This is a genomic window from Streptomyces sp. B21-105 (assembly GCF_036898465.1).
Classification (GTDB): domain Bacteria; phylum Actinomycetota; class Actinomycetes; order Streptomycetales; family Streptomycetaceae; genus Streptomyces.
On record NZ_JARUMJ010000001.1, the window covers coordinates 26,883 to 49,550 of the forward strand.

The 22,668-nt window shown below is 67.9% G+C and carries 21 protein-coding genes and 6 pseudogenes; 12 read left to right on the forward strand and 15 right to left on the reverse strand.

The features are described from left to right. Positions 1–164: 164 nt before the first annotated feature. Positions 165–884 (forward strand): annotated as a pseudogene (locus QA802_RS00140) (IS6 family transposase). Positions 885–1,210: 326 nt separating this feature from the next. Here QA802_RS00140 and QA802_RS00145 read toward each other — a convergent pair. Beyond that, complete coding sequence (locus tag QA802_RS00145; RefSeq protein WP_334517163.1) at positions 1,211–2,413, reverse strand: hypothetical protein; 1,203 nt, start codon at positions 2,411–2,413, stop codon at positions 1,211–1,213. Between the two features lie 637 nt (positions 2,414–3,050). Between QA802_RS00145 and QA802_RS00150 the strand changes: the two are divergent. After that, positions 3,051–3,782, forward strand: a pseudogene (locus tag QA802_RS00150) (IS6 family transposase); the annotation flags it as partial. Positions 3,783–4,025: 243 nt separating this feature from the next. Here the strand turns inward: QA802_RS00150 and QA802_RS00155 are convergent. Then, entirely contained in the window at positions 4,026–4,241 is a 216-nt protein-coding gene (locus QA802_RS00155; protein ID WP_334517165.1) for a hypothetical protein, read from the reverse strand. Positions 4,242–4,439: 198 nt separating this feature from the next. Between QA802_RS00155 and QA802_RS00160 the strand changes: the two genes are divergently transcribed. Continuing rightward, positions 4,440–5,516: a hypothetical protein gene (locus QA802_RS00160; protein WP_334517167.1), complete on the forward strand. Its 1,077-nt coding sequence runs from the start codon at positions 4,440–4,442 to the stop codon at positions 5,514–5,516. 138 nt (positions 5,517–5,654) lie between these two features. After that, positions 5,655–6,773: pseudogene (locus QA802_RS41390) on the forward strand (IS630 family transposase). Here QA802_RS41390 and QA802_RS00175 read toward each other — a convergent pair. The 4 genes from QA802_RS00175 to QA802_RS00185 all read right to left on the reverse strand — a co-directional run bounded on the left by QA802_RS00175 (position 6,774) and on the right by QA802_RS00185 (position 9,424). Beyond that, positions 6,774–6,896 carry a hypothetical protein gene (locus QA802_RS00175; protein ID WP_334517169.1) on the reverse strand — a complete coding sequence of 41 codons (123 nt, stop codon included), beginning with the start codon at positions 6,894–6,896 and terminating at the stop codon, positions 6,774–6,776. A 253-nt stretch (positions 6,897–7,149) separates the two neighbouring features. Further along, on the reverse strand, positions 7,150–8,457 hold the full coding sequence (locus QA802_RS00180) for an alpha/beta hydrolase family protein (protein WP_334517170.1): 1,308 nt from the start codon (positions 8,455–8,457) through the stop codon (positions 7,150–7,152). A 335-nt stretch (positions 8,458–8,792) separates the two neighbouring features. Beyond that, positions 8,793–9,083 carry a cytochrome P450 gene (locus QA802_RS41395; RefSeq protein ID WP_443042054.1) on the reverse strand — a complete coding sequence of 97 codons (291 nt, stop codon included), beginning with the start codon at positions 9,081–9,083 and terminating at the stop codon, positions 8,793–8,795. After that, positions 9,059–9,424: a hypothetical protein gene (locus QA802_RS00185; protein WP_334517171.1), complete on the reverse strand. Its 366-nt coding sequence runs from the start codon at positions 9,422–9,424 to the stop codon at positions 9,059–9,061. Before QA802_RS00185 ends, QA802_RS41395 begins: the two co-directional genes overlap by 25 nt. Here QA802_RS00185 and QA802_RS00190 point away from each other — a divergent pair. Beyond that, positions 9,401–9,586: an IS3 family transposase gene (locus QA802_RS00190; RefSeq protein ID WP_334517173.1), complete on the forward strand. Its 186-nt coding sequence runs from the start codon at positions 9,401–9,403 to the stop codon at positions 9,584–9,586. The genes QA802_RS00185 and QA802_RS00190 overlap by 24 nt on opposite strands. Before the next feature lie 438 nt (positions 9,587–10,024). On the opposite strand, the gene QA802_RS00195 is transcribed toward QA802_RS00190, so the two are convergent. After that, positions 10,025–10,333, reverse strand: a complete 309-nt coding sequence (locus QA802_RS00195; protein WP_307049451.1) for a putative quinol monooxygenase — start codon at positions 10,331–10,333, stop codon at positions 10,025–10,027. A 98-nt stretch (positions 10,334–10,431) separates the two neighbouring features. Here QA802_RS00195 and pdxR point away from each other — a divergent pair, with 98 nt between their 5' ends. Beyond that, the gene (pdxR, locus tag QA802_RS00200; protein ID WP_334517179.1) at positions 10,432–11,853 is read left to right on the forward strand and encodes a MocR-like pyridoxine biosynthesis transcription factor PdxR; all 1,422 of its coding nucleotides are present in this window, start codon (positions 10,432–10,434) and stop codon (positions 11,851–11,853) included. A gap of 45 nt (positions 11,854–11,898) precedes the next feature. Here the strand turns inward: pdxR and QA802_RS00205 are convergent, their stop codons facing one another. Next, the gene (locus QA802_RS00205; protein ID WP_443042055.1) at positions 11,899–12,006 is read right to left on the reverse strand and encodes a helix-turn-helix domain-containing protein; all 108 of its coding nucleotides are present in this window, start codon (positions 12,004–12,006) and stop codon (positions 11,899–11,901) included. Between the two features lie 66 nt (positions 12,007–12,072). Next, positions 12,073–12,174: pseudogene (locus tag QA802_RS41885) on the reverse strand (hypothetical protein); the annotation flags it as partial. 104 nt (positions 12,175–12,278) lie between these two features. On the opposite strand from QA802_RS41885, the pseudogene QA802_RS41400 reads away from it, so the two are divergent. Further along, positions 12,279–12,566 (forward strand): annotated as a pseudogene (locus tag QA802_RS41400) (IS3 family transposase); the annotation flags it as partial. A gap of 48 nt (positions 12,567–12,614) precedes the next feature. After that, positions 12,615–12,822, forward strand: a pseudogene (locus QA802_RS41405) (DDE-type integrase/transposase/recombinase); the annotation flags it as partial. Between the two features lie 49 nt (positions 12,823–12,871). Here QA802_RS41405 and yczR read toward each other — a convergent pair. Further along, the gene (gene yczR, locus QA802_RS00210) at positions 12,872–14,263 is read right to left on the reverse strand and encodes a MocR-like transcription factor YczR (RefSeq protein ID WP_334517181.1); all 1,392 of its coding nucleotides are present in this window, start codon (positions 14,261–14,263) and stop codon (positions 12,872–12,874) included. A 129-nt stretch (positions 14,264–14,392) separates the two neighbouring features. Here yczR and yczE point away from each other — a divergent pair, with 129 nt between their 5' ends. The 4 genes from yczE to QA802_RS00230 all read left to right on the forward strand — a co-directional run bounded on the left by yczE (position 14,393) and on the right by QA802_RS00230 (position 17,981). Beyond that, positions 14,393–15,022 (forward strand): membrane protein YczE, encoded by a 630-nt coding sequence (gene yczE / locus QA802_RS00215; RefSeq protein WP_443042056.1) that lies wholly within the window; start codon positions 14,393–14,395, stop codon positions 15,020–15,022. A 515-nt stretch (positions 15,023–15,537) separates the two neighbouring features. Beyond that, positions 15,538–16,146, forward strand: a complete 609-nt coding sequence (locus tag QA802_RS00220) for a DJ-1/PfpI family protein (protein WP_334517183.1) — start codon at positions 15,538–15,540, stop codon at positions 16,144–16,146. Between the two features lie 552 nt (positions 16,147–16,698). Continuing rightward, positions 16,699–17,049 carry an STAS domain-containing protein gene (locus QA802_RS00225; protein ID WP_334517184.1) on the forward strand — a complete coding sequence of 117 codons (351 nt, stop codon included), beginning with the start codon at positions 16,699–16,701 and terminating at the stop codon, positions 17,047–17,049. Beyond that, a complete protein-coding gene (locus QA802_RS00230; protein ID WP_334517186.1) occupies positions 17,049–17,981 on the forward strand; it encodes an anti-sigma factor RsbA family regulatory protein in 933 nt (310 codons plus the stop codon). Before QA802_RS00225 ends, QA802_RS00230 begins: the two co-directional genes overlap by 1 nt. Positions 17,982–18,054: 73 nt before the next feature. Here QA802_RS00230 and QA802_RS00235 read toward each other — a convergent pair whose 3' ends face one another. The 5 genes from QA802_RS00235 to QA802_RS41410 all read right to left on the reverse strand — a co-directional run bounded on the left by QA802_RS00235 (position 18,055) and on the right by QA802_RS41410 (position 22,656). Next, complete coding sequence (locus QA802_RS00235) at positions 18,055–18,372, reverse strand: integrase core domain-containing protein (RefSeq protein WP_334517188.1); 318 nt, start codon at positions 18,370–18,372, stop codon at positions 18,055–18,057. Beyond that, the gene (locus QA802_RS00240; RefSeq protein WP_443042057.1) at positions 18,356–19,717 is read right to left on the reverse strand and encodes an IS30 family transposase; all 1,362 of its coding nucleotides are present in this window, start codon (positions 19,715–19,717) and stop codon (positions 18,356–18,358) included. Before QA802_RS00240 ends, QA802_RS00235 begins: the two co-directional genes overlap by 17 nt. Next, complete coding sequence (locus QA802_RS00245) at positions 19,630–20,463, reverse strand: IS3 family transposase (protein WP_334517192.1); 834 nt, start codon at positions 20,461–20,463, stop codon at positions 19,630–19,632. The genes QA802_RS00240 and QA802_RS00245 overlap by 88 nt, the downstream gene beginning before the upstream one ends. After that, on the reverse strand, positions 20,451–20,738 hold the full coding sequence (locus tag QA802_RS00250; protein WP_334517194.1) for a transposase: 288 nt from the start codon (positions 20,736–20,738) through the stop codon (positions 20,451–20,453). Before QA802_RS00250 ends, QA802_RS00245 begins: the two co-directional genes overlap by 13 nt. 184 nt (positions 20,739–20,922) lie before the next feature. Further along, positions 20,923–22,656 carry a zinc-binding dehydrogenase gene (locus tag QA802_RS41410; protein WP_443042058.1) on the reverse strand — a complete coding sequence of 578 codons (1,734 nt, stop codon included), beginning with the start codon at positions 22,654–22,656 and terminating at the stop codon, positions 20,923–20,925. Between the last annotated feature and the right edge of the window lie 12 nt (positions 22,657–22,668).

A 22,668-nucleotide genomic window follows, 5' to 3' on the forward strand; every position in this document is an offset into this window, starting at 1 on the left:
GCGCCCTGTCGCCGACCTCACACCGGACAGGCGTCCAGAGGTTTTGAACACGTTCAAGTCCAGACGTACTGTCCTGTCATGAACGACAGAGCCGCCCTGCGGCACTGTCACGTTGGCTGGCCGGCGGGATGATCTTCGGTCGATCAGGCTGGGAGGGGTGGTCCGTGGGGAGTGCGTCGCTGTCGTACAAGGGCACCGGTATCCGGTCGAGGTGATCTCCCACTGTGTGGGGCTGTACTTCCGCTTCCCGCTGTCGTTCCGCGAGGTCGAGGAGCTCATGCTCGAGCGAGGGATCGTCGTCTCCTACGAGACGGTGCGCCGCTGGTGCGCCAAATTCGGGCAGACCTACGCCAACGCGCTGCGCCGCCGGCAGCCCCGGCCCGGTGACAAGTGGCACCTGGACGAGGTCTTCATCAAGACCAATGGAGACCAGAAGTACCTGTGGCGGGCCGTCGACCAGGACGGCAACGTCCTGGACATCCTGGTACAGAACCGCCGGGACACCGCTGCGGCCAGGCGCTTCTTCAGCAGGCTGATGAAGAAGACCCGCACGGTGCCACGGGTGGTCGTCACCGACAAGCTCCGCTCCTACGGCGCCGCCCACCGCGAGGTCATGCCCTGCGTCGAGCACCGCCAGTCGAAGTACCTGAACAACCGGGCGGAGAACAGCCACCAGCCAACAAGGCAGCGCGAACGGGCGATGAAGGGCTTCCGCTCCGTGGGCGGAGCACAGCGGTTCCTCTCCGCGTTCAGCGGTATCTCGCCCCCACTTCCGACCCCGCCGCCACCTGATGCCCGCACACCACTACCGCGCCGAGATGACCGTCCGCTTCGCCATCTGGGAGCAGATCACCGGCGTCGCCGGGCTCGCCACCGCGGCCTGACCACAGGCCGGAACCGGGCTCCACCACGCCACGACGTGCGACAGACGCCTATCCACCCAACAACGTGACAGCGCCCTCCGTCGGGCAGGTGCACCCAGATCCCAGCGAGGCCAGTACCGAGGCATCTTTCGACAGCAGGCGGCGGCAGCGCTTGAATGCGCAGCGTCGCCGTTTCGTCGTCCCTCCGGCCGTGATGCCCATCGTCACCACCAGCTCCAGCGTGGCGCCGACCGGGACGGCGGGGAAGGGCGTGCCACGCGAGCCGTTAACGAGCGGTGACTTCAGCGTTCGTTCGGAGCGCCTGCCCTGCAGAGACGGAAGGAAGGTCACAGCGGCGGGCCGACAGAGCGCACCCAGCAGCCGTCCTCGTAGCTCCAGATCACATTAACGCTCCTCCCTTGCGAATTTGGCCTGACAAGCCATTCCAATGCGGTTTCATCCCGACTGCGGAGCGACCAGAGCACCGACGGGGGCAAATCGCCGGGCATATACCAGGAGACACAGCGCTCAAAGTCCCTGAAAATCATGAGCGATACGGGACTACCTCCCCGACCACGGTGGAAAGTCGCCCGGATCGTGTGGCGCGCGGCTTTATCTGAGCACCTAAGCTCCTGGAAGATCGCTTGGAGGAACGACAGGAACCCTGCAGCACGGATTCCCTGGATGAGCGACGCGCGGGGGATCGCGCGACGGACAGTTTTCAGGATCTTGGCGCGTGCAGCGTCGTCTGGCTTACACCTGGCCTGTTCGGCGACCGATCGGAGGAACGGTAGGAGCCCGTCGGGCTCGACCCATACCGTGATGTCGCCTTCGGACTCCGGAGGCAGTTTGGCCGGCACAGAGATCACCGGTGCCATGAACAGCGGATGAAAGAGCATCTGATTCCATGGCTCGCCTGTCTGCGCGGCAAGCTTCACAAGGCAGACTGCTACGTGACCGACTGCATGGGCGAACATCTTTTCTTCGTGCCGACTGGAGCGCGGCCGTTGCGCCTCTGCCGTGTCCAACCATGCCTGTAACAGCTCCGGCGTCAGCCGAACCGGCACACTACCTTGCTCCCGCCCCGCTCGCGCCGGCCGAGCCACCAACTCCAGCACGGTGCTGATGGCAGCGATGTCTCCCTGCGCAGCTCGCGCCTGTAAGTCCTCAGCAAAAACTGACCCTTCCTCCCCTTCCTCCGGCCAGGGACCGGATCGGGGCTCCAGCGGCTCAGACACCACGGGGGCCGTGAACAGCGGATGGGTGAGCAGGGCGTTCCAGGGCTCGCCCGTCTGAACGGCAACTCCCACAAGCCGGCCGATGACGTTACCGACCGCGTTGGCGAACATCTCTTCTTCGCGCCGGCTGGAGCGCGGCCGTTGCGCCTCTGCCGTGTCCAACCATGCCTGTAACAGCTCCGGCGTCAGCACCACAGCCGTATTGGCACTTCGCCACAACACCAATGTTATGGGGTCGATCCTCGCGCCCAGCAGTGTGCTGATTGCTTCGATTTCGCCCTGCGCAGCGCGCCCAGGTAAGTCCTCAGGCATCAAGTTATTCTCCCCTACCTATTTCTGTCTGGCCGTCATGGCATACCCGGCTCGGGCCTCGTTTTGACCGCCGCGCCGAAGGCGGCTGTGCCCAGCTGTGCGCCCGCACGTGTAGGGCGAGAGCGAGAGCGGTACGGACGAATCCTTCCTGCAGCCGTACCGAGCGGCGGGCGGCAGGTCTGGCCCGAGCATCGCCTGTGCCCGACCTGCCAGTTTGCCGAGGGCCCACGTCTGCCGATCCGGGTCCGGAGGTTCCGCCGCAGTTCCCGGGCCGCGTCACGGGCGGCCCGCAACACGCCACGGGCTAGCTGGTCGAGATGCTTAGGCGACGTGATCGACGCCCCACCCGGCTCCTGGTCGTCGGTGCCCATCTTTTCCCCCTCCCCGGCCGGCCCGGCGGCACGAGTTGGATAGGGCCGGTAGGCCCAGGGTGCCCCGCATGATGCAGTTGTTCCAGACCCAATGCCGAACGTGGCAGATTGCACGAGCGGTAACCGGGTGGCTGGTTGCAACCCTCACAGTCTCGGGAGTGGGAGCCGGTGGGCCCGGCGCCGCCGAAGGCCACCGTGGAGCACCGGTTGTCATGAACTCAGGTCGGGCCGGCGGCTGGCGCTGTCACGTTGGCTGAGCGGGTGGGATGATCTTCTGGTTGATCGTGTTGGAGGGGGCTGCTTCCGTGGGGGCCGTGGCTCCGTCGTACGAGGGGCACCGATACCCGGTCGAGGTCATCTCCCACTGCGTATGGCTGTACCACCGCTTCCCCTCAGCTTCCGCGAGGTCGAGGAACTGATGCTCGAGCGCGGGATCGTCCTCTCCTACGAGACGGTGCGCCGCTGGTGCGCCAAGTTCGGGCAGCGGTACGCCGATTCGCTGCGCCGTCGCCGGCCCCGGCCTGGTGACAAGTGGCACTTGGACGAGGTCTTCATCGAGATCAGTGGGGAACAGAAGTATCTGTGGCGGGCGGTCGACCAGGACGGCAACGTCCTGGACATCCTGGTACAGAACCGCCGGGACACCGCTGCGGCCAGGCGCTTCTTCAGCAGGCTGATGAAGAAGACCCGCACGGTGCCGCGGGTGATCGTCACTGACAAGCTCCGCTCCTACGGCGCCGCCCACCGCGAGGTCATGCCCTGCGTCGAGCACCGGCAGTCGAAGTACGAACAACCGGGCGGAGAACAGCCACCAGCCAACAAGGCAGCGCGAACGGGCGATGAAAGGCTTCCGCGGCACCGGCGCAGCCCAGCGGTTCCTGTCCTCGTTCAGCGGCATCTCACCCCACTTCCGGCCCCGACGCCACCGGCTGTCCGCACACCACTACCGAGCCGAGATGGCCGTCCGCTTCGCCATCTGGGAGCAGATCACCGGCGCCGCCTACCCCTCCACACGGCCTGAGCACAGCCCGGAACCGGGCTCCACCACGCCACGACGCACCATCAGACACCTACCCACCCAACAACGTGACAGCCCCCCGTTATGTTCTTCGCGGTCCTGCAATAGGGCCGCTGGCCTCCGGGCCCGGCATGACTGTGTCCCCCTGTCGAAGGCATGACCTGGGGGGGTGTCACCGGGCTCGGGAGGTGCCGTCGGAGACGCTGATGAGTGCCTCTGTGTGTCAAGCGGCCGAAGCAAGAGTCGTGTGGCGGTCGCGTTTGAGTGTGCGGTAGACGACGTTCGACAGGCGTCGTTTGAGGGCCCTGCGGGCCTCTGCAGGCGTCTTGCCTTCGGCGATTTTCCGCAGGTAGTAGTCCTGGCCTCGGCCGCCGTCGCGGATCTGGCAGACCGCGATGATGTGCAGCACGGAGTTCAGCGCGCGGTTGCCTCCGGACATCGACTACCTCGACCTCGACTACTGACCTTTCATCTTCGCGTCGGTGGCTGCCTCGGTGCTGAGCCGAAGCACGATGGTTGTCAAATAGGCAGGCTGGTTGTCACCGTGGCCGGGGTTGGTGGGCGTTGTGGCCAGTTGAGCGGTGACGCGGGTTGAGGCGGCAGGGGACTGTCGGTGGCTGGTGGCAGGATCACCGGCATGGTTTTCGTACGTACTACTCCTCCGCGGCCCGTCCAGGTGACCGCGGTCTTCCCCGAGTTGGCCCCGTTGGCGCGACCTGCCATCCGGTTGCATCCACGTCCGGGGTCGCCTTCGGTCAGGGACAGCTCGGTCGGCGGGCTGTTGCTGTGGCCGGCAGGGGAGCCGTGGCCGCACTGCGAGGACGTGCATCTGCACGTGGACACTGGATTCCGTGAGTCACTGACCGATGTGCGGCTCCAGAGACGCTTGCAGTCCCGGTGGCGCCCTGATGACCGGCCTCCCGCGTACACGCCCGAAGAGGAAGCGTTCAAGGAACGCGCTGCCGCACGACTCGCTGAACGGCTCGACGCCGGCCCTCCCTGGCCCGCTGAGTGCCCGATCCCGCTGTTGCCCGTGGCTCAGCTGTTCCTGCGTGACATACCCCTGTTGCGGCCGCCCGGGCAGGCCGATCTGCTTCAGATTCTCTGGTGCCCGTACGAACACGAACCGGACTACAAGCCGTCGACCGCACTGTTCTGGCGGTCGGCCGCGGAGGTCGGCGACATCCTCGCCACCCCACCGGAACCGTACGAGGCGGACTATCCGGGTTACGTGCCAGAGCCGTGCGTGCTGGCGCCAGAAGCGATCACCGAGTACCCCAACAGCCTGGATCTGAGCCCGGAGCTGCAGCGGATGCTGGATGACTGGAGCAGGTGGCAGGCAGCCGGTGCCGGCGTGGACAGCTCCTACGGGCAGTATCCGCGCGAGTTCTACCACGTTCACCTGGGCAACGCACCCGGCTGGAAGGTCGGCGGCTGGCCCCCTTGGGGCCGCACCGACCCGAACCCCCGGTACTGCGCTGTGTGCGAGGTGCAGATGGTCCCGCTGCTGACGATTGCTTCCCGGGAGTGGGACGGCGGTGAAGGTCGCAGCTGGGCGCCGCAGGAAGAGCAGGCTACCGCCCTCGCTGGCTCTCGCCGCCCGGGCCGGTACCCCTCGCAGCCGACGAGGGTAGAAGTGGGCAGCACGGACAACATGCAGATCTACGTCTGCCCGGCCTCCCCCGAACATCCACACACAGACCTGATCCAATGAACTGTCGGCCTGTCACACACCCTCCCGTAGACGGGGACAGGAATGCTGCCGAGTCAGGGCGTGTGACGAACCGCTTGCCTCACCGGTGACAACCAGGCTGCTTCGTCCGGTTGAAACCTCAGGTCACGGAGGCCGTTGATGACAACTACCGTGCTTCGGCTCAATGCGTGGTCCTCGCGTTATGCCGGTCGATATCCGCAGGGTGGTGGGCTGACGCCTGAACGGCAGGCGTTTCGCGAGCGGATCCGGCTGGAGGCCGCGGAGCGATTCGCTGCGGGCGCCTCCAACGCCGAGGTCGCCAAGGACTTACGGGTGAGTGTGAGCTCGGTGCAGCGCTGGCACCGAGCCTGGCACGATGCCGGCGCCGAGGGCCTGCGTTCTGCCGGGCCGGTGTCCCGGCCCAGGCTGAGTGAGGCCTTGTTCTGCGTGCTCGAGCAGGAGCTGGCCAAGGGGCCGGTCGGGCACGGCTGGCCGGACCAGACGTGGACGCTGGCGCGAATCAAGACGCTGATCGGGCGCCGGTTCCACACGAGCATGACGCTGTCGGCGATCGCGCGGATGCTGCACCGGCACGGCTTCAGCCACCAGGCCCCGGCCCGCCGCGCGGTCGAGCGTGACCAGGAGGCCGTGGCGGGCTGGGTGAAGGAGACCTGGCCGCAGGTGGAAGGTCCGTGGCGGCGCTCGACGCCTGGCTGTGCTTCGAAGACGAAGCCGGCTTCTCGATGACGCCGCCCACCGCACGGCCCTGGGCCCGGCGCAGACGCACACCCGTCATCCGGGTCCGGGGACGCTCCCAGCGCCGCTTTGGCCTGCTACAAGCACGGTGAACGCTCACGGCTGGTCTACCGGCCCAAGCGGCATCTCGATCACAAGCGGGGCGGCAGACGCAGTTTCACCTGGACCGACTACCGCGACCTGCTCATCGCCGCACACCAGCAGCTCGGCGCATCCATTGTCCTCGAGTGGGACAACCTCAACGTCCACAAGGACCGCCGACTGCGGGAGTTCATCGACACCCACGACTGGATCACCTGCTACTTCCTGCCGGCCTACGCACCCGACCTCAACCCCGTCGAGCGCGTCTGGTCCCTGCTGCGACGCAGCAGCCAGGCCAACACCGCCTTCACCGACCCCGACCACCTCATGAGCGCGCTTCGACACGGTCTCCGCCAGATCCAGTACCGCAGCAACCTCATCGACGGATGCCTCGCCGAAACCGAACTCACCTTCACGACATCACGGCGACAACGTCAGTAGTCAGCCCTCCTCCTTGGGGCCCCAGCAGTCGCCGTACGCCTCGTCGTTCCGGTCGTTGGCCATGTCCTGGCGGAACTGGTCCGAGGCCGTCGCGTCAGTGTTCTGAGGGATGGTGTCGCTCACGAGAGTGCCTCCTGGGCTCGGGGTCGTTGTCCTGGTGGGCGCCATCCCCCCAAGGTTCGTGGCGCCCTTGGGCACCAGGACAACGGCGTCGAGCCCCACGGCCTCAGCCACACGCCACCACGGCGACGGCTGGCACCCGCCCTGTGGCCAACCCCCGGCGGGTCTGGCGTGGAACCCGCGCAGGGAGAGACGGCCCCGGTGACCAGCAACACCGCCCGCGCCCGTGCACCAGGCGATGGACGGTGCGGGCGCCTCAGCCGATGAATCGCACGTCAGGGTGGAGCGGCGAGGGGCCGTCGAGCAGCGGCTGGTGGCGGCCGCGTAGATGCTGGTCGAAGAAGGCGGTGAGGTAGGCCCGTCGGCTCACGGTGAACCGGGCCGGGTCGACGGTACCGGTCATCCGGGTCGGTAGCCCCTTCGGCAGCGTGAGCCGCTCGGCGAGGCCCGGGAGGATCGTCTGGTAGTCGGTGAACGAGTTGTGCTCGGCCGCCTCCGTCCACAGATCGCGCTTCCAGGCGGTGGAGTTCCGCCACATCGCCCGCCAGGACGGGGAGTTCTCATGGGTGTGTGGCAGCCTGCCGGACGGGACTTCGAGCCAGGCCCCCATCTGCAGAAACGGCCGGTCCAGCCCGGTGCGGGCGACCGGCAGCAGCAGTTCGGGGTCAGTCCAGTCGTAACCGAGCGGGCCGTCGAGGTTGACCCCGGCGCGGATGCGGCGGTCCACGCGCATCGCCTCTGCGGTCGTCATCCCGCCGAGTGAATGCCCGAACATGCCGGTGCGCGCGAGGTCCAGGCTCTCCCCGAGACCGCGCGGCAGCGGCCGCCTCCCGGCGTCGGGGTTACCGCCGCGGGCGAGCACGGCGAGCTGGTCGAGGACGAACGGGATGTCGGCGACCCGGACCTCCAGCGCCGCCCTGGACCGGTCGGCGCCCGCCTCGATGGCGCCGAGCCCGGGTGCCGGCTCGATGACGCGACCGTCCGGGAACTCGACCGCGTGTGCCTCGTGGACGGGGTCGACGGTGACCACCACATAGCCGTGGCTCGCCAACTCCTCCACGGCGGTGGTGTCGAGCGTGCGCTCGTTGTACATGCCCGGCGAGTACAGCACCACGGGTCTCCGCACGGCCCCGGGCACCGGGGCCACCCCGATGCGGGCGTGGGTACCGAAAGCGGACCAGTCGATGGCCCCTTGGTCGACGCCGAGAATCTTCGCCGCGCCCGCCCCGAAGACCGCGCCCGCGCCCGCACGCATGTAGGACGCCCGAGGCCCGTCTTCCGCCGCGGCACGGTCGGCCGGATACCAGACGCTCACCATGAGCTCCCGGAACTCCCCGGCCGCGTCGCCCGCCCACCAGGGGCCACGGCGCGTCCGGTCCACCAGACGCAGTTCGGTGACGCCGAGCGGACATGGTCCGGTGGGGCGGGGGAGTTCGAGCCGTACAGGCCCTTCGAGGGCCGTCGGCGCAGCGGACGCGCGAGCGGCCGGCGCCAGAGCCGAGGCGGCGCCCAGTGCGGCTAAACCGCCGGCGCGGGCCAGCAGTCGCCGCCGCGTCACGGACATGGCCGAAGAGTCAGCAGGGGCGGAGGAGCCTGAGAAGCCGGACGAGCCGGAAGCGCTTGTGAATCGCATGACGCGATCCTGGTCGCGCTCCGCGCCCGGGTCCATGGGGCCAGCCGGATGGTGTCCGTCGCCCAACAGACCTAGGGCGTGTTTCGAAAGTCCCGTCTGTCCGGCGAGGCCTGGCACGCACTCCCCCAGAGGGGGGACCCCCAGCCGCGTTGTCGGGATCACCCCGGTACAACCAGTATCGGGGCGACCCTCCGCCTTGCGATCGCACGCACCAGACGCCGCCGGGCCTGCCCTTCGGGCAGACGACGCCACTTTCGAAACACGCCCTAGGAGGGGGAAGGGCTCCGTGCTGGCGCGGTGGCCGATTCCCTCGTCCTGTCGCGTCGCGGCAGGAGCTGCCCACGGCGGATGAGTGTGTGCACCAGCACGGTGACTTGCAGGAAGGCCAGTTGACCGTCGATGCAGGCGTGCGTGTCAGCACCGAAAGGCAGCCAGGCGCCACGAGGAGGCCGGTTCCCCAGGAACCGTTCGGGACGGAACTCCTCCGGATCGGGGTACAGATCGGGGTTTCGGTGCAGATCCCATAGGCTCGCTACGGCGAATGTCCCGGCCGGCACGTGGTATCCGCCGATGTCGCATGGCCGCGCAGCAGCCAGGGGATGGCTGTGACCGGCGGTCGCAAACGCAGTGCTTCCCGGATGACTGCGTCTGTATAAGGAGCGCTGCCATCCTGTCCGGATGCCTCATCGACCAGCCGTTGCCACACGTGCGGTGTGCTCGTGGCGCGCTCGATGATCCAGGCCGCTATCAGGGCGGGAGCCTGGGCAGCCAACAAGTAGAAGGCGATCTGGTCGCACAGCACCGCGTCGGTCAGTAGTCCATGGGCCGGGTCGGCTCGTGTTTCGACAACGCCGTCAGCGAGGCGTTCAACAGCGTGCTGAAGGTCGAGTACGTCCACCGGCACACCTTCGCCACCCGCGCCGCGGCCCGGATCAGCATCGCGACCTGGATCACCCACTTCTACAACACCCGTCGGCTACACAGCGTGTGCCATTGGAAGAGCCCGATCGACTACGAACACGACTACTGGGCCGGCTTCACCGAGGAGCTGGCTGCATAGGAAGGTCTCCACAGTTCGAGGGGATTGACAGGGCGACGGCCGTGGGCGTGACCGGCGTAGCGGTCGGTGCAACGGTGGGCGGTGTCGGCCTTCGGGGCGTGCTGGGCGGCATCGCCATGATGGTCTTCGGACTGCTTCTGACCCTCACGATCATCGGCGCCACTATCGGAATCCCCATGATCGCGACAGGGGCGGCCGGCCCCCTTCACCGGAGGCACCGCGGCCGCCACGGTCGGCACGGCGGTCGGGATCACGCAGGCCCGGCCGAGGGCGGTCGCCGAGGAAACCGTGCCGAGCGGCAGCGAGTCGGAGGTCGCCGCCGCCCGGCATCGCACTACGTCAGACTGGATGAGGGCGTCGCGTAGGCGGACATACCGTGCTTTGAGCTTCTGCCCGGCCTGCCTCCAGGGCAGGGCGAGGCTTGTCGAGCGAACGGATTCAGGCGATGTGGCGTAGAAGGGTGACCCGAAGCTCGCCGTCGAGGAGATCGTCCAGCCGGGCCACGAAGTCCTGCAGGTGGGCGGTCTGGAGGTTGGCGGCGTGCTCGTCGCGGCTGCGCCAGATCTCGTAGAGGCAGAACGAGGCGGGGTCGTCCACACCGACGTGCAGGTCGTAGGTGACGCAGCCCGGCTCACGCGACGTGGGCGCCACGAGCGCAGTGAGCGCCTGGCTCAGAACCTGCTCCTTGCCGGGCTTGGCTCGCAACTGGGCGACGACTGTCAATGCGGCAGATTCGATGTTCGTCATCAGGGATGGGTGTTCCTGTTCGTGGCGCGGCGGCCTGTTGCCACCAACTGCGTAGAACGACGGTAAAGAAGAATGGTCCGGCTATACAGTCCTCTTTTGTGGATATTCACCGAACCAATCGAGCCAGCGGCCTCCTCATCGAACTGTCCGAGGACGGCGGGTCGCTGTACGAGCGCCTGACGAGTGGGATCAGGGCCGCGATCGTGGCGGGCCGCCTGGCACCGGGCCACCTGTTGCCCCCGAGCCGCGTGCTGGCCGCCGAACTCGGCTGCTCCCGGTGGGTCGTCAACGAGGCGTACACCCAGCTCGCCGCCGAGGGGCAACTGCAGACGCGGCAGGGCTCCGGCACGCGCGTCACGACCCATCCCGCCACGCGCGACCCGGACCGGACACCAGAGACCGGGCGAGCTCCTGCCCCGCCGCCGGTGGTGGCCGACCTTCGGCCGGGCGCCCCGGATGTGGCGGCTTTCCCCGCACCCGCGTGGACCCGGTCCCTGCAGCACGTCCTCACCACCATCGAATGGGAACCGTCGCTCTTCCCGCCGCCGGCAGGAGCGCGGCGGTTGCGGGAGGTCGTAGCCGCCTATCTGAGCCGGGTGCGCGGACTGACCGTCGAGGCTGACGAGGTACTCATCACCTGCGGTACCTCCCATGGGGTCTCCCTCGTGGCGCGGGTCCTGGCCGCGCGAGGAGTGTCGCACCTGGCCGTCGAGGATCCCGGCTGGTCCCGTCTGCACCAGGTCGCGGTCGCCGCCGGCCTGCCCACCGAGCCGGTCGCCGTGGACGCCGAGGGCCTCGACGTCGAGGCGCTGCGTCGAACAGGCGCCCAGGCGGTGCTGTGCGCGCCGGCCCATCAGTTCCCCACAGGCACGGCCCTGTCGCCCACACGCCGATTGGCTCTGCTCGCCTGGGCCACGCAGCGCACCTCCGTGATCATCGAAGACGATTACGACGCCGAGTTCCGCTACGACCGCAGACCCATTGGCGCCCTGGCCGGCCTCGACCGTAGCCGTGTGGTCTACCTGGGCTCGGTCAGCAAGACCCTGCATCCAGGACTGCGGCTGGGCTGGATGGTCCCGCCACCGGCGTTGCGCCAACCGCTGCTTGACGCTCTCGATTCCGCAGGCGCCGGCCCCAGCACCCTGGATCAGCTCACCTTCGCCAGGCTCGCTGCCACCGGCGGCTACGACAGGCACCTACGCCGTGTGCGCAAGGTTTACCGGGCCCGCCGCGACGCCCTCGTGACTGCGCTGGGCAGTCACGCCGTCATCCGCGACTGCGGCCCGGTCCACGGCATCGCCGCGGGTCTGCATCTGCTGGTTCCGCTGCCCCCCGGACTCCACGATCACATGATCGCCGAACACCTCGCAGGCCGCGGAATCGCCGCCATGGCCCTTTCCGGATACGCCACCCGGCGCCACGCGCCGGCCCTGGTCATCGGCTACGGCCGCCTTACCGCGACCCGCGCGCAGTGGGCGGCCGAGCAGCTCGCGGAGGTCCTCCTCGACCTTCGCCCCTGAGCAGAAGGCCCGCCATGAGCAGAGGTCCCGCGCCAGCGCACTGGCTCAGTCTTCGCGGCTGATCGTCGACACCGCACGGCCCAGCAGGCCAGCGATCGCCCGGTAGGAATCGCCAGCACAAAGCCCGCGTGAGATCTTCTCCCGCTCGCCCATGGTCAAGCTTCTGGCGCGCCCTTTGCGGAGTCCGGGAGCGATTCCTCCGTGGTGCTTGAGGACGGTGAACACCGACCCGGGCGGCTTACCGGTCTGCCTGGATATGACGCTGATCGACTCCCCGGACCTCCACCGCCGCCACAAGTCGGCCTTCATCTCGTCCGACATCCCCGGCCGACCCAGTCTCTCCACGTAAACCGTCCTCAACCAGCACTGTTGCTCCGACCGGTTGAATCTAAGACGGCTTTCTTCGCGAAGGAGACCCGGTGACGGTGCACCCGTTCATCGAGGCGGAGAAGCGTGCAGGTCACAGCGTCAAACGAGCGTGTGAGCTGCTGAAGGTCTCCTGGACCGCCTTCTACGCCCGCCGCGCTGCCAAGCCTGGTCCCCGCGCGGTCCGTGACGCCGAGCTGGCGGAACAGATCGCCGACGTCCACACGAGATCGCGGGGAACCTACGGCGCCCCGCGCGTCCATGCCGTGCTCAAGCGGGCAGGCGCCGGATGTGGCCGCCGACGTGTCGCGCGGCTGATGCGGGCTGCCGGCCTGCAGGGCCGACACCGCAGACGACGGCACCTGACGACGATCCCCGATCCACGAGCTGCCCTGCGGCCCGATCTCGTCGTCCGGGACTTCCAGCCCGACCCCGCCGGCCTGGATGCCCGTTGGTGTGGCGACATCACCTACATCGCCATGGAGGAGGGCTGGCTGGCTCTATCTGGCCACCGTCATCGACATCGCCTCCCGTCGCGTGGTCGGTTGGGCGACGGCCGACCACCTGCGGACCGATCTGGTCGCCGATGCCCTCACGGCCGCCTGCCGCCAAAGCGGAACAAGCTCAGTGCGGCTCATGTCGCTGTTGACGCTCATGCAGTGGGTGCAGGTGTGTGCGTCCCCGTAGCGCCGCGCGCGAGCGCCTGCTCGGTTTCTGCGAGTCTGCGGATCGCTCGGGTCAGTTGGCTCGGAGGGAGCGTGTACGGCAGTCGGATGTTGCGTTCGAACGCGCCTCCGACGCCGAATCGCGGTCCGGCCGCGATGGTCACTCCATGGTCAGGAGCCATGGCTGCCAGCCGTGAGCTGATGGGCTCGGGGAAGGTCGCCCAGAGCGTCACACCGCCGACTGGTCGCAGGATGTCGACGTCAGGTAGATGCTCGCTGATGGCTTGCCGCAGGGCCTCACGTTGTGATCTGAGTTGCTGCAGCGTTTCGGGTTGCCGGGTCTGGTGCTTGTCCAGGAGGACGGCTGTGGCGAGCTGCTCGACGACGGGGGTGCCAAGGTCTGTGGTGGGACGGACTTGTTCGACGCGTTCCAAGAGAGAGGGAAGTGCGCGGATCCAGCCCGTGCGCAGGCCTCCCCAAATGCTCTTGGACACTGAGCCGATGCTGATGACTGCCGGCATGTGCAGCGCGAGGGGCTGAGGACTCGGAACGTCCAGAGCCAGATCAGTCATGGTCTCGTCGACGACTGTCGGACACGCAAGTCTGAGCCGTTGGCGCACGCTCGTAGGCATGCACATGCCGGTGGGGTTGTGAAAGTCGGGTATCAGGTAGGCCAGACTCGCGGCTCGCACTGCTGCTTGAAGCTGCTCGGTGTCCCACCCCGAAGACGTCACGGCGACGGGCAGAAGCCGGGCGCGCGCTTGAGTGAAGGTCGTGATCGCGTGTGGGTAGGTGGGATGGTCGATGAGGACTTGGTCGCGTGGCGACACGAGTGTCCGCGTCAGAAGAGCGAGCGCGTGCTGTGCACCGTTGGTGATCAGGATGTGATCTGGCCGGGTGGGAAGCCCTCTCCGCTGATACCACCGGGCGACTGCTTCGCGCAGCTCCGCAGTGCCGTAGCGGTCGTAGCCGTGCCGTTCGAAATGCCGTGGCAGTTGTTCAAGGGCGGCCGCGAACGCGGCATGGAGGATTTCGACGGGTGCAGCCGGCGCGGCAATGGATAGGTCGATGGTCTCCGCATCCGTACCGACTGGGGCTGCCGACGTAGTCCCATCGGGCAGCCGTACCGTCGCCCTGGTACGTGCCTGTGTGGCGAGGTACCCGTGGTCGACCAGGGTGCGGAATGCGGTACCGACGGTGGTTCTGCTCGTGCCGAGGGCGATGGCCAGGTCACGCTCGCTCGGCAGGGTCGCCCCTAGGGAGATGCGCCCATCGAGGATGAGCAGGCGCAGCCTGTCGGAGAGGCGTTGATGTGCCGGTCCTGGCCCCTCCTGCCATGTCCCCAACATACGCACTACCGCGTGCGAACCGATCTTCACCGAACCAGGATAGCCAATCTGGCTATGGAATGCAGGTCCAGACGGCATCAGACTCGCCGCATGGCATCTCGCGCTTCCACGGCACACACCCTCGTCCCGGCTCGTCACGACGCACCCGTGCTACCGCGCATGGACGCAGCTGCCCAGGTTCGGGCTGCCCGAAAAGCACGTCGGATCCCCCAGCTCCTGCTCGGCTTGGCCGGGTACGGGGCTGCCGTGATGGTGCTCGTCCACTCCGGACTGGGCGCGGCCAGTTGGAACGTGCTCACAGAAGGCACCGCCAAAGCCCTTGGCATCTCGTTCGGCTGGGCGACGAACCTGATCTCACTGCTGGTCCTCTTCGCATGGATCCCACTGCGCGAACTGCCGGGGCTCGGCACGCTCCTCAACGTTGCGATCGTCGGCTTCGCCGCCGATGCCACCGCGGCTGTACTTCCCGATCCGCAGGGGTCACTCGCGCAGATCGGATACCTCGCTCTCGGTCTTGTCGCACTCGCATTCTTCGATGCCCTCTACCTCGGTGCGCAGTTCGGGTCTGGACCACGCGACGGCATCATGACGGGACTCGTTCGGCTCACCCGCCTACCCGTCGCCCTTGTGCGCACCGGCATCGAAGTCACCGTCGCCGGCGTCGGCTGGCTCCTGGGTGGAACCATCGGCGTCGGAACCGTGCTGATCGCACTGTGCATGGGGCCGCTCGTCGGTTACTTCCTGCCCCTGGTAGCGGTTCGCCTCCCTGCCGTCTCCGCAGCCACATGACACACCCGGCGACCACGAGGAGACCATCACTTCACCTTTGCGCCGAAGGGTTGCCACATGGGCAGGTTTGCTGGCACCGAGCGGGCGGTCTTGGACACAGCGAGGACGTTGCGTCGTCGCAGGCGGCGACCTCCACCACGGCCAAGCTCGCTCCGCGCCACGTGTGTCGCTGATGGGTCTCATGCGTGCCATCACACACGGCCGCACGCAGGGAGATGACCGCGGACGGACCGGTCCGCCCGGTCGAGTCCGTTGCCCCGTTAGGCACGTGCGCTGAAGGCCCGAGTCCGCGCTTCGCGGGCTTGGTCACCGAGATGGTGATCATGCGCCAGTGCCACGGCTCAGACTTCGATATCACCACGGGCTTTGTGCCGACGGATCCCGTGTGCCGGCAGCGCACAGGGAGTCGCCCGAAACGCCTGGCGCCAGCAGGCCACCGGCCCTCGGTTGGCCCTCGCACCGGAACGGCGTGCCGGGAAGACTATGGAGCCGGTGCCGTACTTCAGGGAGTTGTGGTGCAGGTAGCAGTCGTCACCTTCGACGGATTCAACGAACTCGACAGCTTCATCTCTTCCGCGCTGATCAACCGAGGCCGCAAGGACGGCCTGGAGGCGTTCATCACGACACCGACGCCGGTGGTCACGTCGATGAACGGCGTCCAAGTGACCGGGCAACGCCCGATGGGTTTCGTCACCGAAGCCGAGGTCGTACTGATCGGCAGCGGCGTGAAGGCGCACGAAGTGGCGGCGGACGACCGGATGCTCTCCCGCTTGCAACTCGACCCGTCACGCCAGCTGATCGGCGCGCAGTGCTCCGGCGCGCTGGTGCTCGCCCGGCTGGGGTTGCTGAACGGCATGCCGGTCTGCACGGACGTGAAGACCCGGGCCTTGCTGGAGGCCCTCGGCGTCACCGTGCTGGACGCCCCTTTCCACACTGAGGGAGACATCGCTACTGCGGGCGGCTGCCTGGCGTCCCAGTACCTGGCCGCCTGGGTGATCACGCGAACGCTGGGGGAGGAGGCGGCGCGCAATGTCATCGACTACGTGGCCCCGGTCGGCGAGAACCAGGAAGCGGTGGAGCGGGCGATGCGGGCCGTGCACGCGGGCAAGGCCACATTGCACTGAGGCTGTCGTGATCATTCTTTTGAGGCATTCATAAGGTGGGTCCGCTGGATCTGCCGGATCTGAGATCGTGGTCAAAACGGTTCCCTGCCGTAGCCGCCCGCCCACGGCTCCTCGTCTTGTTCGTCAGGCAGCGAACCTGTGTCTTCGCCCCAGGACTTGAGACCATCGAACAGCGCATGCGCTCCCGCCACGCCCGCGCCGCCAAGGCCCTGGACGTACGAGTCGAGCCGGGCGGGGAGTTCTCTTTCGCTCTGGGGGAAGAACTGGTGACTGGACGTGAGAGTGGCTGGCCCGTAGATCGTCGGCGTGACGTGATCATTCCTCGGCCGCAACGACCTCTCTTTTCTCCCGGCGATCTTGATGTGAGCGTCCTTTGCCCGTGTCTTTACGGACCCGCTGACCGCCGTGGCAACCCCTTTGCCCGCCCCGCTGTAGCCACTTAACAGAACCAGGCGTCTCTGCCGCCTGGATACACTGCCCCGTCGGGTGGGATCTTTTCCTCTGCCCGTGCCAGTAGGGTCGGCAGGTGGCTTGATGTGAAGGAGTCCGAGCGTGGATGCCCCACATGTGGTGGGCGGGCCCGCCCAGGTGCCCAGGAGGGCGGCGTTGGAGGTGAGCCCGTTGCCAGGTCGTTCCGGGATACGTGCCCGCGGTGAGATCAGCGTCCTCACGCGTCCGTCTTGGGAGCAGGCCCTGTCCGAGCTGGCCCGGCGCCACGCTGGCGTATCGTACGTGGAGCTGTCGGATGTGGCGTTTGTTGACGTGGCCGGGGTGAGCGCGCTGGCGGTCACCGCCATGAACCTGCCCGACGGGAGGGTTGTGGTCGAGAATCCCCCGCCGCAGCTGCCGCGGGTTTTGGAGATGTTCTGGCCGGGCCTGGACCGGATCGAGGTGGCTCTGTGATGAGCACGGTGACCACCCACGAGGCGTTCGTGCACCCTGCCCTTTTCTACTGCACCGAGCAGGAGTACACGCAGCAGACGGTGGCCTTCCTGCGTGAGGGCCTGACCAACGGCGAGCCGATGGCTGTGGCGGTGCCCGGCCCCAACCTGGAGCTGATCAAGGCAGGTCTGGGCGGGGACGCCGAGGGCATCCTGTTCCTGGACATGACCGAGGCCGGCCGCAACCCGGGGCGGATCATCCCCAAGGTGCTGCGCGGATTCGCCGACGCCCACCCCAATGGGCGTGTGCGGATCATCGGTGAGCCGATCTGGGCCGGGCGCAGCGCGGTGGAGTACCCGGCCTGCGCGCAGCACGAGGCGCTGATCAACGCCGCGTTCGAGGGCCGGGCGGTGACGATCCTGTGCCCCTACGACGAGGTGCGGCTGGATCCGCAGGTGATCGCCGATGCACGGGTTACCCACCCGACCCTCCTCAGCGGGGAGGGCCGTGAGTCGGTCAGCGACGTCTACGACTGGCAGGCGGTCGTCTCCCGCTACAACCAGGAGCTGCCGACGGTGCCGGACGCCGCGGCCTTCCCCTACGGCGAGGGGGACCTTCCGGCGGTCCGCCAGTTCGCTCTCGCTGAGGCGATGCGGCTGGGCCTGGCCGGGGAGCGGCTGATGGATGTGGAGCTGGCGGTCGCGGAGTTGACGACCAACAGTGTGGTGCACGGCGGAGGCCGCGGGACACTCGCGGTCTGGGCCGAGCAGGGGCAGCTGGTGTGTGAGGTCCGTGATGCGGGCCGGCTGACCGATCCGCTGGCCGGCCGCCGGCCGCCGGAGCGCGGCCAGCTAGGCGGCCGGGGCCTGATGCTGGTCCACTACGTGGCCGACCTGGTGCGGCTGCACACCGGCGACGACGGCACGACCGTGCGCTTCTACCTCAGCTTGTGACAGCACGCGTGGGCAGCCACCCTGTGCGGGTGGATGCCCGCCCTGTCAATCCCCTCGAACTGTGGAGACCTTCCTATGCAGCCAGCTCCTCGGTGAAGCCGGCCCAGTAGTCGTGTTCGTAGTCGATCGGGCTCTTCCAATGGCAGCTGTGTAGCCGACGGGTGTTGTAGAAGTCGGTGATCCAGGTCGCGATGCTGATCCGGGCCGCGGCGCGGGTGGCGAAGGTGTGCCGGTGGACGTACTCGACCTTCAGCACGCTGTTGAACGCCTCGCTGACGGCGTTGTCGAAACACGAGCCGACCCGGCCCATGGACTGGAAAACGCCCAGCCGGCGGCAGGCCCGGCGGAACCTCCGAGAGCCGTACTGGGCGAGTTCAACCAGTCGTTGCAACACAGGGCTGTTGCAGCGAGCGTAGCTGCTCTTCGAAGACCTCGGCCGGTGTCCGCCAACCGAGTACCTTGCGGGGCCGGTTGTTGATCGCCATGGCGACGGCTTCGAGGTCCGTGGACGACCAACGGGAGAGATCAGTGCCCTTCGGGAAGTACTGACGCAGCAGCCCGTTCGTGTTCTCGTTTGTCGGTCGTTGCCAGGGCGAGTGCGGATCGGCGAAGAACACCTTTGTCCCGGTATCGAGAGCGAACTGGGCATGACCGGAGAGTTCCTTCCCGCGGTCCCAGGTGAGGGTCTTGCGTAACTGCTCGGGCAGCGGTGCCATCGACGTGGTGAGCGCCGCGTTCATCGCGATCGCGCCATAGCCCCCGAGCGAGGGGCCGTTCTTCACGGGCGGCCTCTCGCCCCAGCCCTCAAGCCGGGGCAGGTGCACCAGGAGCGTGGAGCGGCTGCTGCGCTCGACAAGCGTGCCGATCGCGGAGCGGCCCGTCCCGATGATCAAATCGCCTTCCCAGTGTCCGGGGACCGCGCGGTCCCCGGCCTCGGCGGGGCGTTCACTGAGGATGACGTCCGCGGTGACATGCCCCTGCGGCTTGTTCTGCGACCGTGCACGGGGAACCCGCAGCGCCCGGCCGGTGCGCAGACACATGACCAGTTCCCGCTTGAGCGCGCCACGGCCCTCGATGAACAGCGCCTGGTAGATCGCTTCGTGGCTGATGCGCATGGACTCATCATCGGGGAAGTCGACACGGAGCCGGTGCGAGATCTGCTCCGGGCTCCATGCCGTCGCCCAACGCCTGTCCTGCCGATGCGGCTTGTTCAGCCCCTTCCACCCAGGCGTCTCAGGCCCGGTGACGATCATGCCGTCGGGGCGACGGACGCTGCCGGCGAGCCGCTCCTGCACGTACTCTCGCAACCTGTCGTCGCCTGCGAGCTTCGCGGTCTTCGGGCGCTTCGCAGCCTGCTGCGCTTTCCACTGCGCCACCAGAGCCCGGTAGACCGGTTTGCCGCCCCGGGTCGCCGCGTTGCGGCGCAGCTCGCGTGAGATCGTGCCCGCGTCGCGGCCGATCCTGCGAGCGATCTCCCGCACGCCGAACTCCTGGGCGCGCAGCAGCGCGATCTCCTCACGCTCGGCGAACGACAGATAGCGGCCGGTGGGCTCGTCCAGGCTGATCGGCGGCATCCCGCCAGCGTGACGGAACCACCGGGTTGCGACCGGCCATGAAACGCCAACAGCCACCGCGGCCTCTGCCGTCGTCACTCCCGACGCGATCCGCCGCCAGAAGTGGCGCTGCACCGCACGAGACGGCTCCGGCCGACCCGGTGAACGCATCGGCGGTCGCATCGCCCGATCCGCCGCCCACTGCCGTCGCGCTCCCGCAGGCGCCTTTGGCACCTTCTGCTTCCGGTCTCGTCCCATCGCATACCTCCGTGATCAAGGTGTTGCGACGACCAGTTGAATCCGCCCTCGCTGCCGCGGTCCGTGTGGAAAATGACACCGCACACGTCCCCGCCGCGGGTCGCCGCGGCCATGCGCAGGGCGGCGACGACCAGCCCAGCATCGTGGCGTGCCCCCATCGCGTAGCCCAGACGCCGGGAGAAGAGGTCGATGACCGTGGCCAGGTACAGCTTGCCCTCGCCGGTTTCGATCTCCGTCATGTCCCCGCACCAGACCAGGTCGGGTGCCTCGGCGGTGAAGTCGCGGCGCACGAAGTCCGGGGCCGTCGGCCGCTTCCCCGGGCGGGTCAGCCCCCGCCGTCTGCGCACCTTCCGGGCGACCAAGCCCAGCTCGGCCATGATCTTCGCGATGGTGTTCACCGAGACCCGCCAGCCCTGCCGGACCAGCCTGATCCAGATCCTCGGCGAGCCGTAGGTGCCGCCGGAGTCGTCGAACTCCCCCTTCACCGCCTCAATCAGATACTGTCTGCGCAGCTCGCGTCGGGTGGGCTGGTAGGTGCGGCGCTTGTAGAACCACGACTCGCTCACGCCCAGGGCGCGGCAGGAGACGCGGTGCGAAATGCCGTGCTCGGTCCTGAAGTCGCTGATCACCCCGACGACGGACGCCGGGTCCGCCACGGCTACTTCACCCACAGGACCATGCAGCGTTTGAGTACATCACGCTCCATGGCCAGCTCCTTGTTGTTCCGCCTGAGCCGGGCATTCTCCCTCCTCAGACGCTCCAGCTCGTCAGCACCACCAGCCGGTGCGGCCTCCGTCCGGCGGGCACGGGAGACCCAGCTCGCCAGCGTGGTCTCGTTGATCCCCAGGTCTTCGGCGACCTCCGCGATCGTCTTGCCGGTCTCCATGACGATCCGTACAGCTCCCTCACGGAACTCCGGGTCGAACTTCCGTCGCTTCTCCGCCATGACTCCCAACTTCCCCTGCAGTCATGGTCTCTACGCTACGAGGGGAGGGTCACAGCGACGAGAGGTACGGGAACCCTAGGAGTGCCTGCAACCGGGGGCACTGGTTCCGAAACACGAGAAGGCGCGTGGTGCCTGTGCGAGGTCAGGACCCGGTCGGTCGGGACTGGTGAGGGCCTGGTGTGACTCAGGGCTTGAGGATCAGACGTAGCGGGTTGCCCTCCTTCGTGCGCAGGCGCTCTACGGCGACGCTCGCCTTCTCCAGCGGCAGTACGTCGGTGATGGACCGGGAGAAGTCGAGCCGTCCGCCGCCCACGAGTTCCACGAGCTGCGGTACGGCGTCGAGCTTGGTGCCGAAGTGCCCGCGGACCTCCTGCTTCAAGTAGCTGAACATGGCACTGTCGTTCACGACGAGCGGCCGGCCGGACAGTCCGGCCAGGATCAGGCGGCCTCCTGGCGCCAGGACGGTCAAGGCCTGCTCGTGCACGGTGCTGACGCCGGCGAAGTCGAACGCCGCGTTCAGAGCCCGTCCCTTGGTGACGGACAGCACCTGCTCCCTGAACGTTTGGATGCCGGAGTCGAGGGCAACGTCCGCACCTAGGTCCAACGCCCGCCCTCGCGCGGCGGCAACCGGGTCGACCGCGATGATCGGGAAAACGCCGACGGCCCGCAGCAACTGCACGGCGTGGGCTCCCAGACCAGCCACGCCCCAGACACCGGCCGCCTCCGCCCGGCCGGACGGCGCCGGTACGTGCGATGGCGTCCCACGGGGTCGACACGGCGTCGGGGATGATCGCCGCCTGCTCGAACGGAAGGGAGTCGGGCAGGGGGAACACGGACTCGACGCTCGCCAGGGTGTATTCGGCCCAACCGCCGTCGAAATCCACTCCGCGGGTATGCATCTGACCACCCCTGGTGTCACCGCCTGCAGGACCACCCGCTGGCCGAGGGTGAACTGAGTGACGTCGTCGCCGAGTTCGGCGATCGTGCCGGAGACCTCGTGGCCGACGGTGACGTTGTCGCCCTGGAGGTGCGGAGGACGGCCGAGGGTGCCGTCGATGAGGTGGACGTCGGACATGCACACTCCGGCCGCCGCAACCTCGATGAGCACATGGCCGGGGCCGGCCGTCGGCCGGGGTGCCTCCTCGATCGTCAGCGTATGGGTGGGCAGGTGCAGGCGCGCGGCTCGCATGAGGGTCATGGATGTGTCACTCTTCTGAAGGGCTTCCTCGGATCTCCACGCGTACCAGCGGAGCGGGGCGGCCTGCCGCCGACAGCCGGGAGTCGTCGGCGATCCTGCCGTCGGTGAAGTGCTCCTCGGGCCGCAGGAAGGCGATCGCGGCCGGTGCCTCCGTCTGCCCGTAACCCTGGAACATGACAGGGCCGAAGAACCCTGGAACATGACAGGGCCGAAGACCTCGATGGCTCGGCGCAGTTTCTCCGTCGACATGGGCGCGGAGCCGTACATGAGGTACTTCGGTGAGGAGCAGTCCCGCTGCTCGATGCCCTGGATCTCCAGCAGCCGGTAGATCACGGTCGGGGGCAGAAAAAGCTCGGTGACGCGGTGCTTCTCCATCAGGTCGAGCAGCTGCACCGGATCCGGCCGGCTCATCACTACGACCGTGCCGCCGCGCGCCGTGCAGGGCAGCGTGAGGGTGCCCACCGTGTGCGTCATCGGTGCGGCGACGAGGTTCACGACGGGGTCGTCCCGGTGGGTCGACGGCGAACAGGGCCACGCACTCATCCGGCAGATCGCCTTCGCCGAGCGGACGAATCCGCCTGCCTCCAGCACGGCCCGGGTGACCGTGTCGCTCTCGTCCGGTGCCGCGTCGACCCGGCGGCAGCGCGGGTCGGTGACGCATGGTCGTGCCGTACGGGCGGCCGGCGGGTGGTGCGCGGCGCGGTGGACGTACAGCACCACGCCGCACCGCCG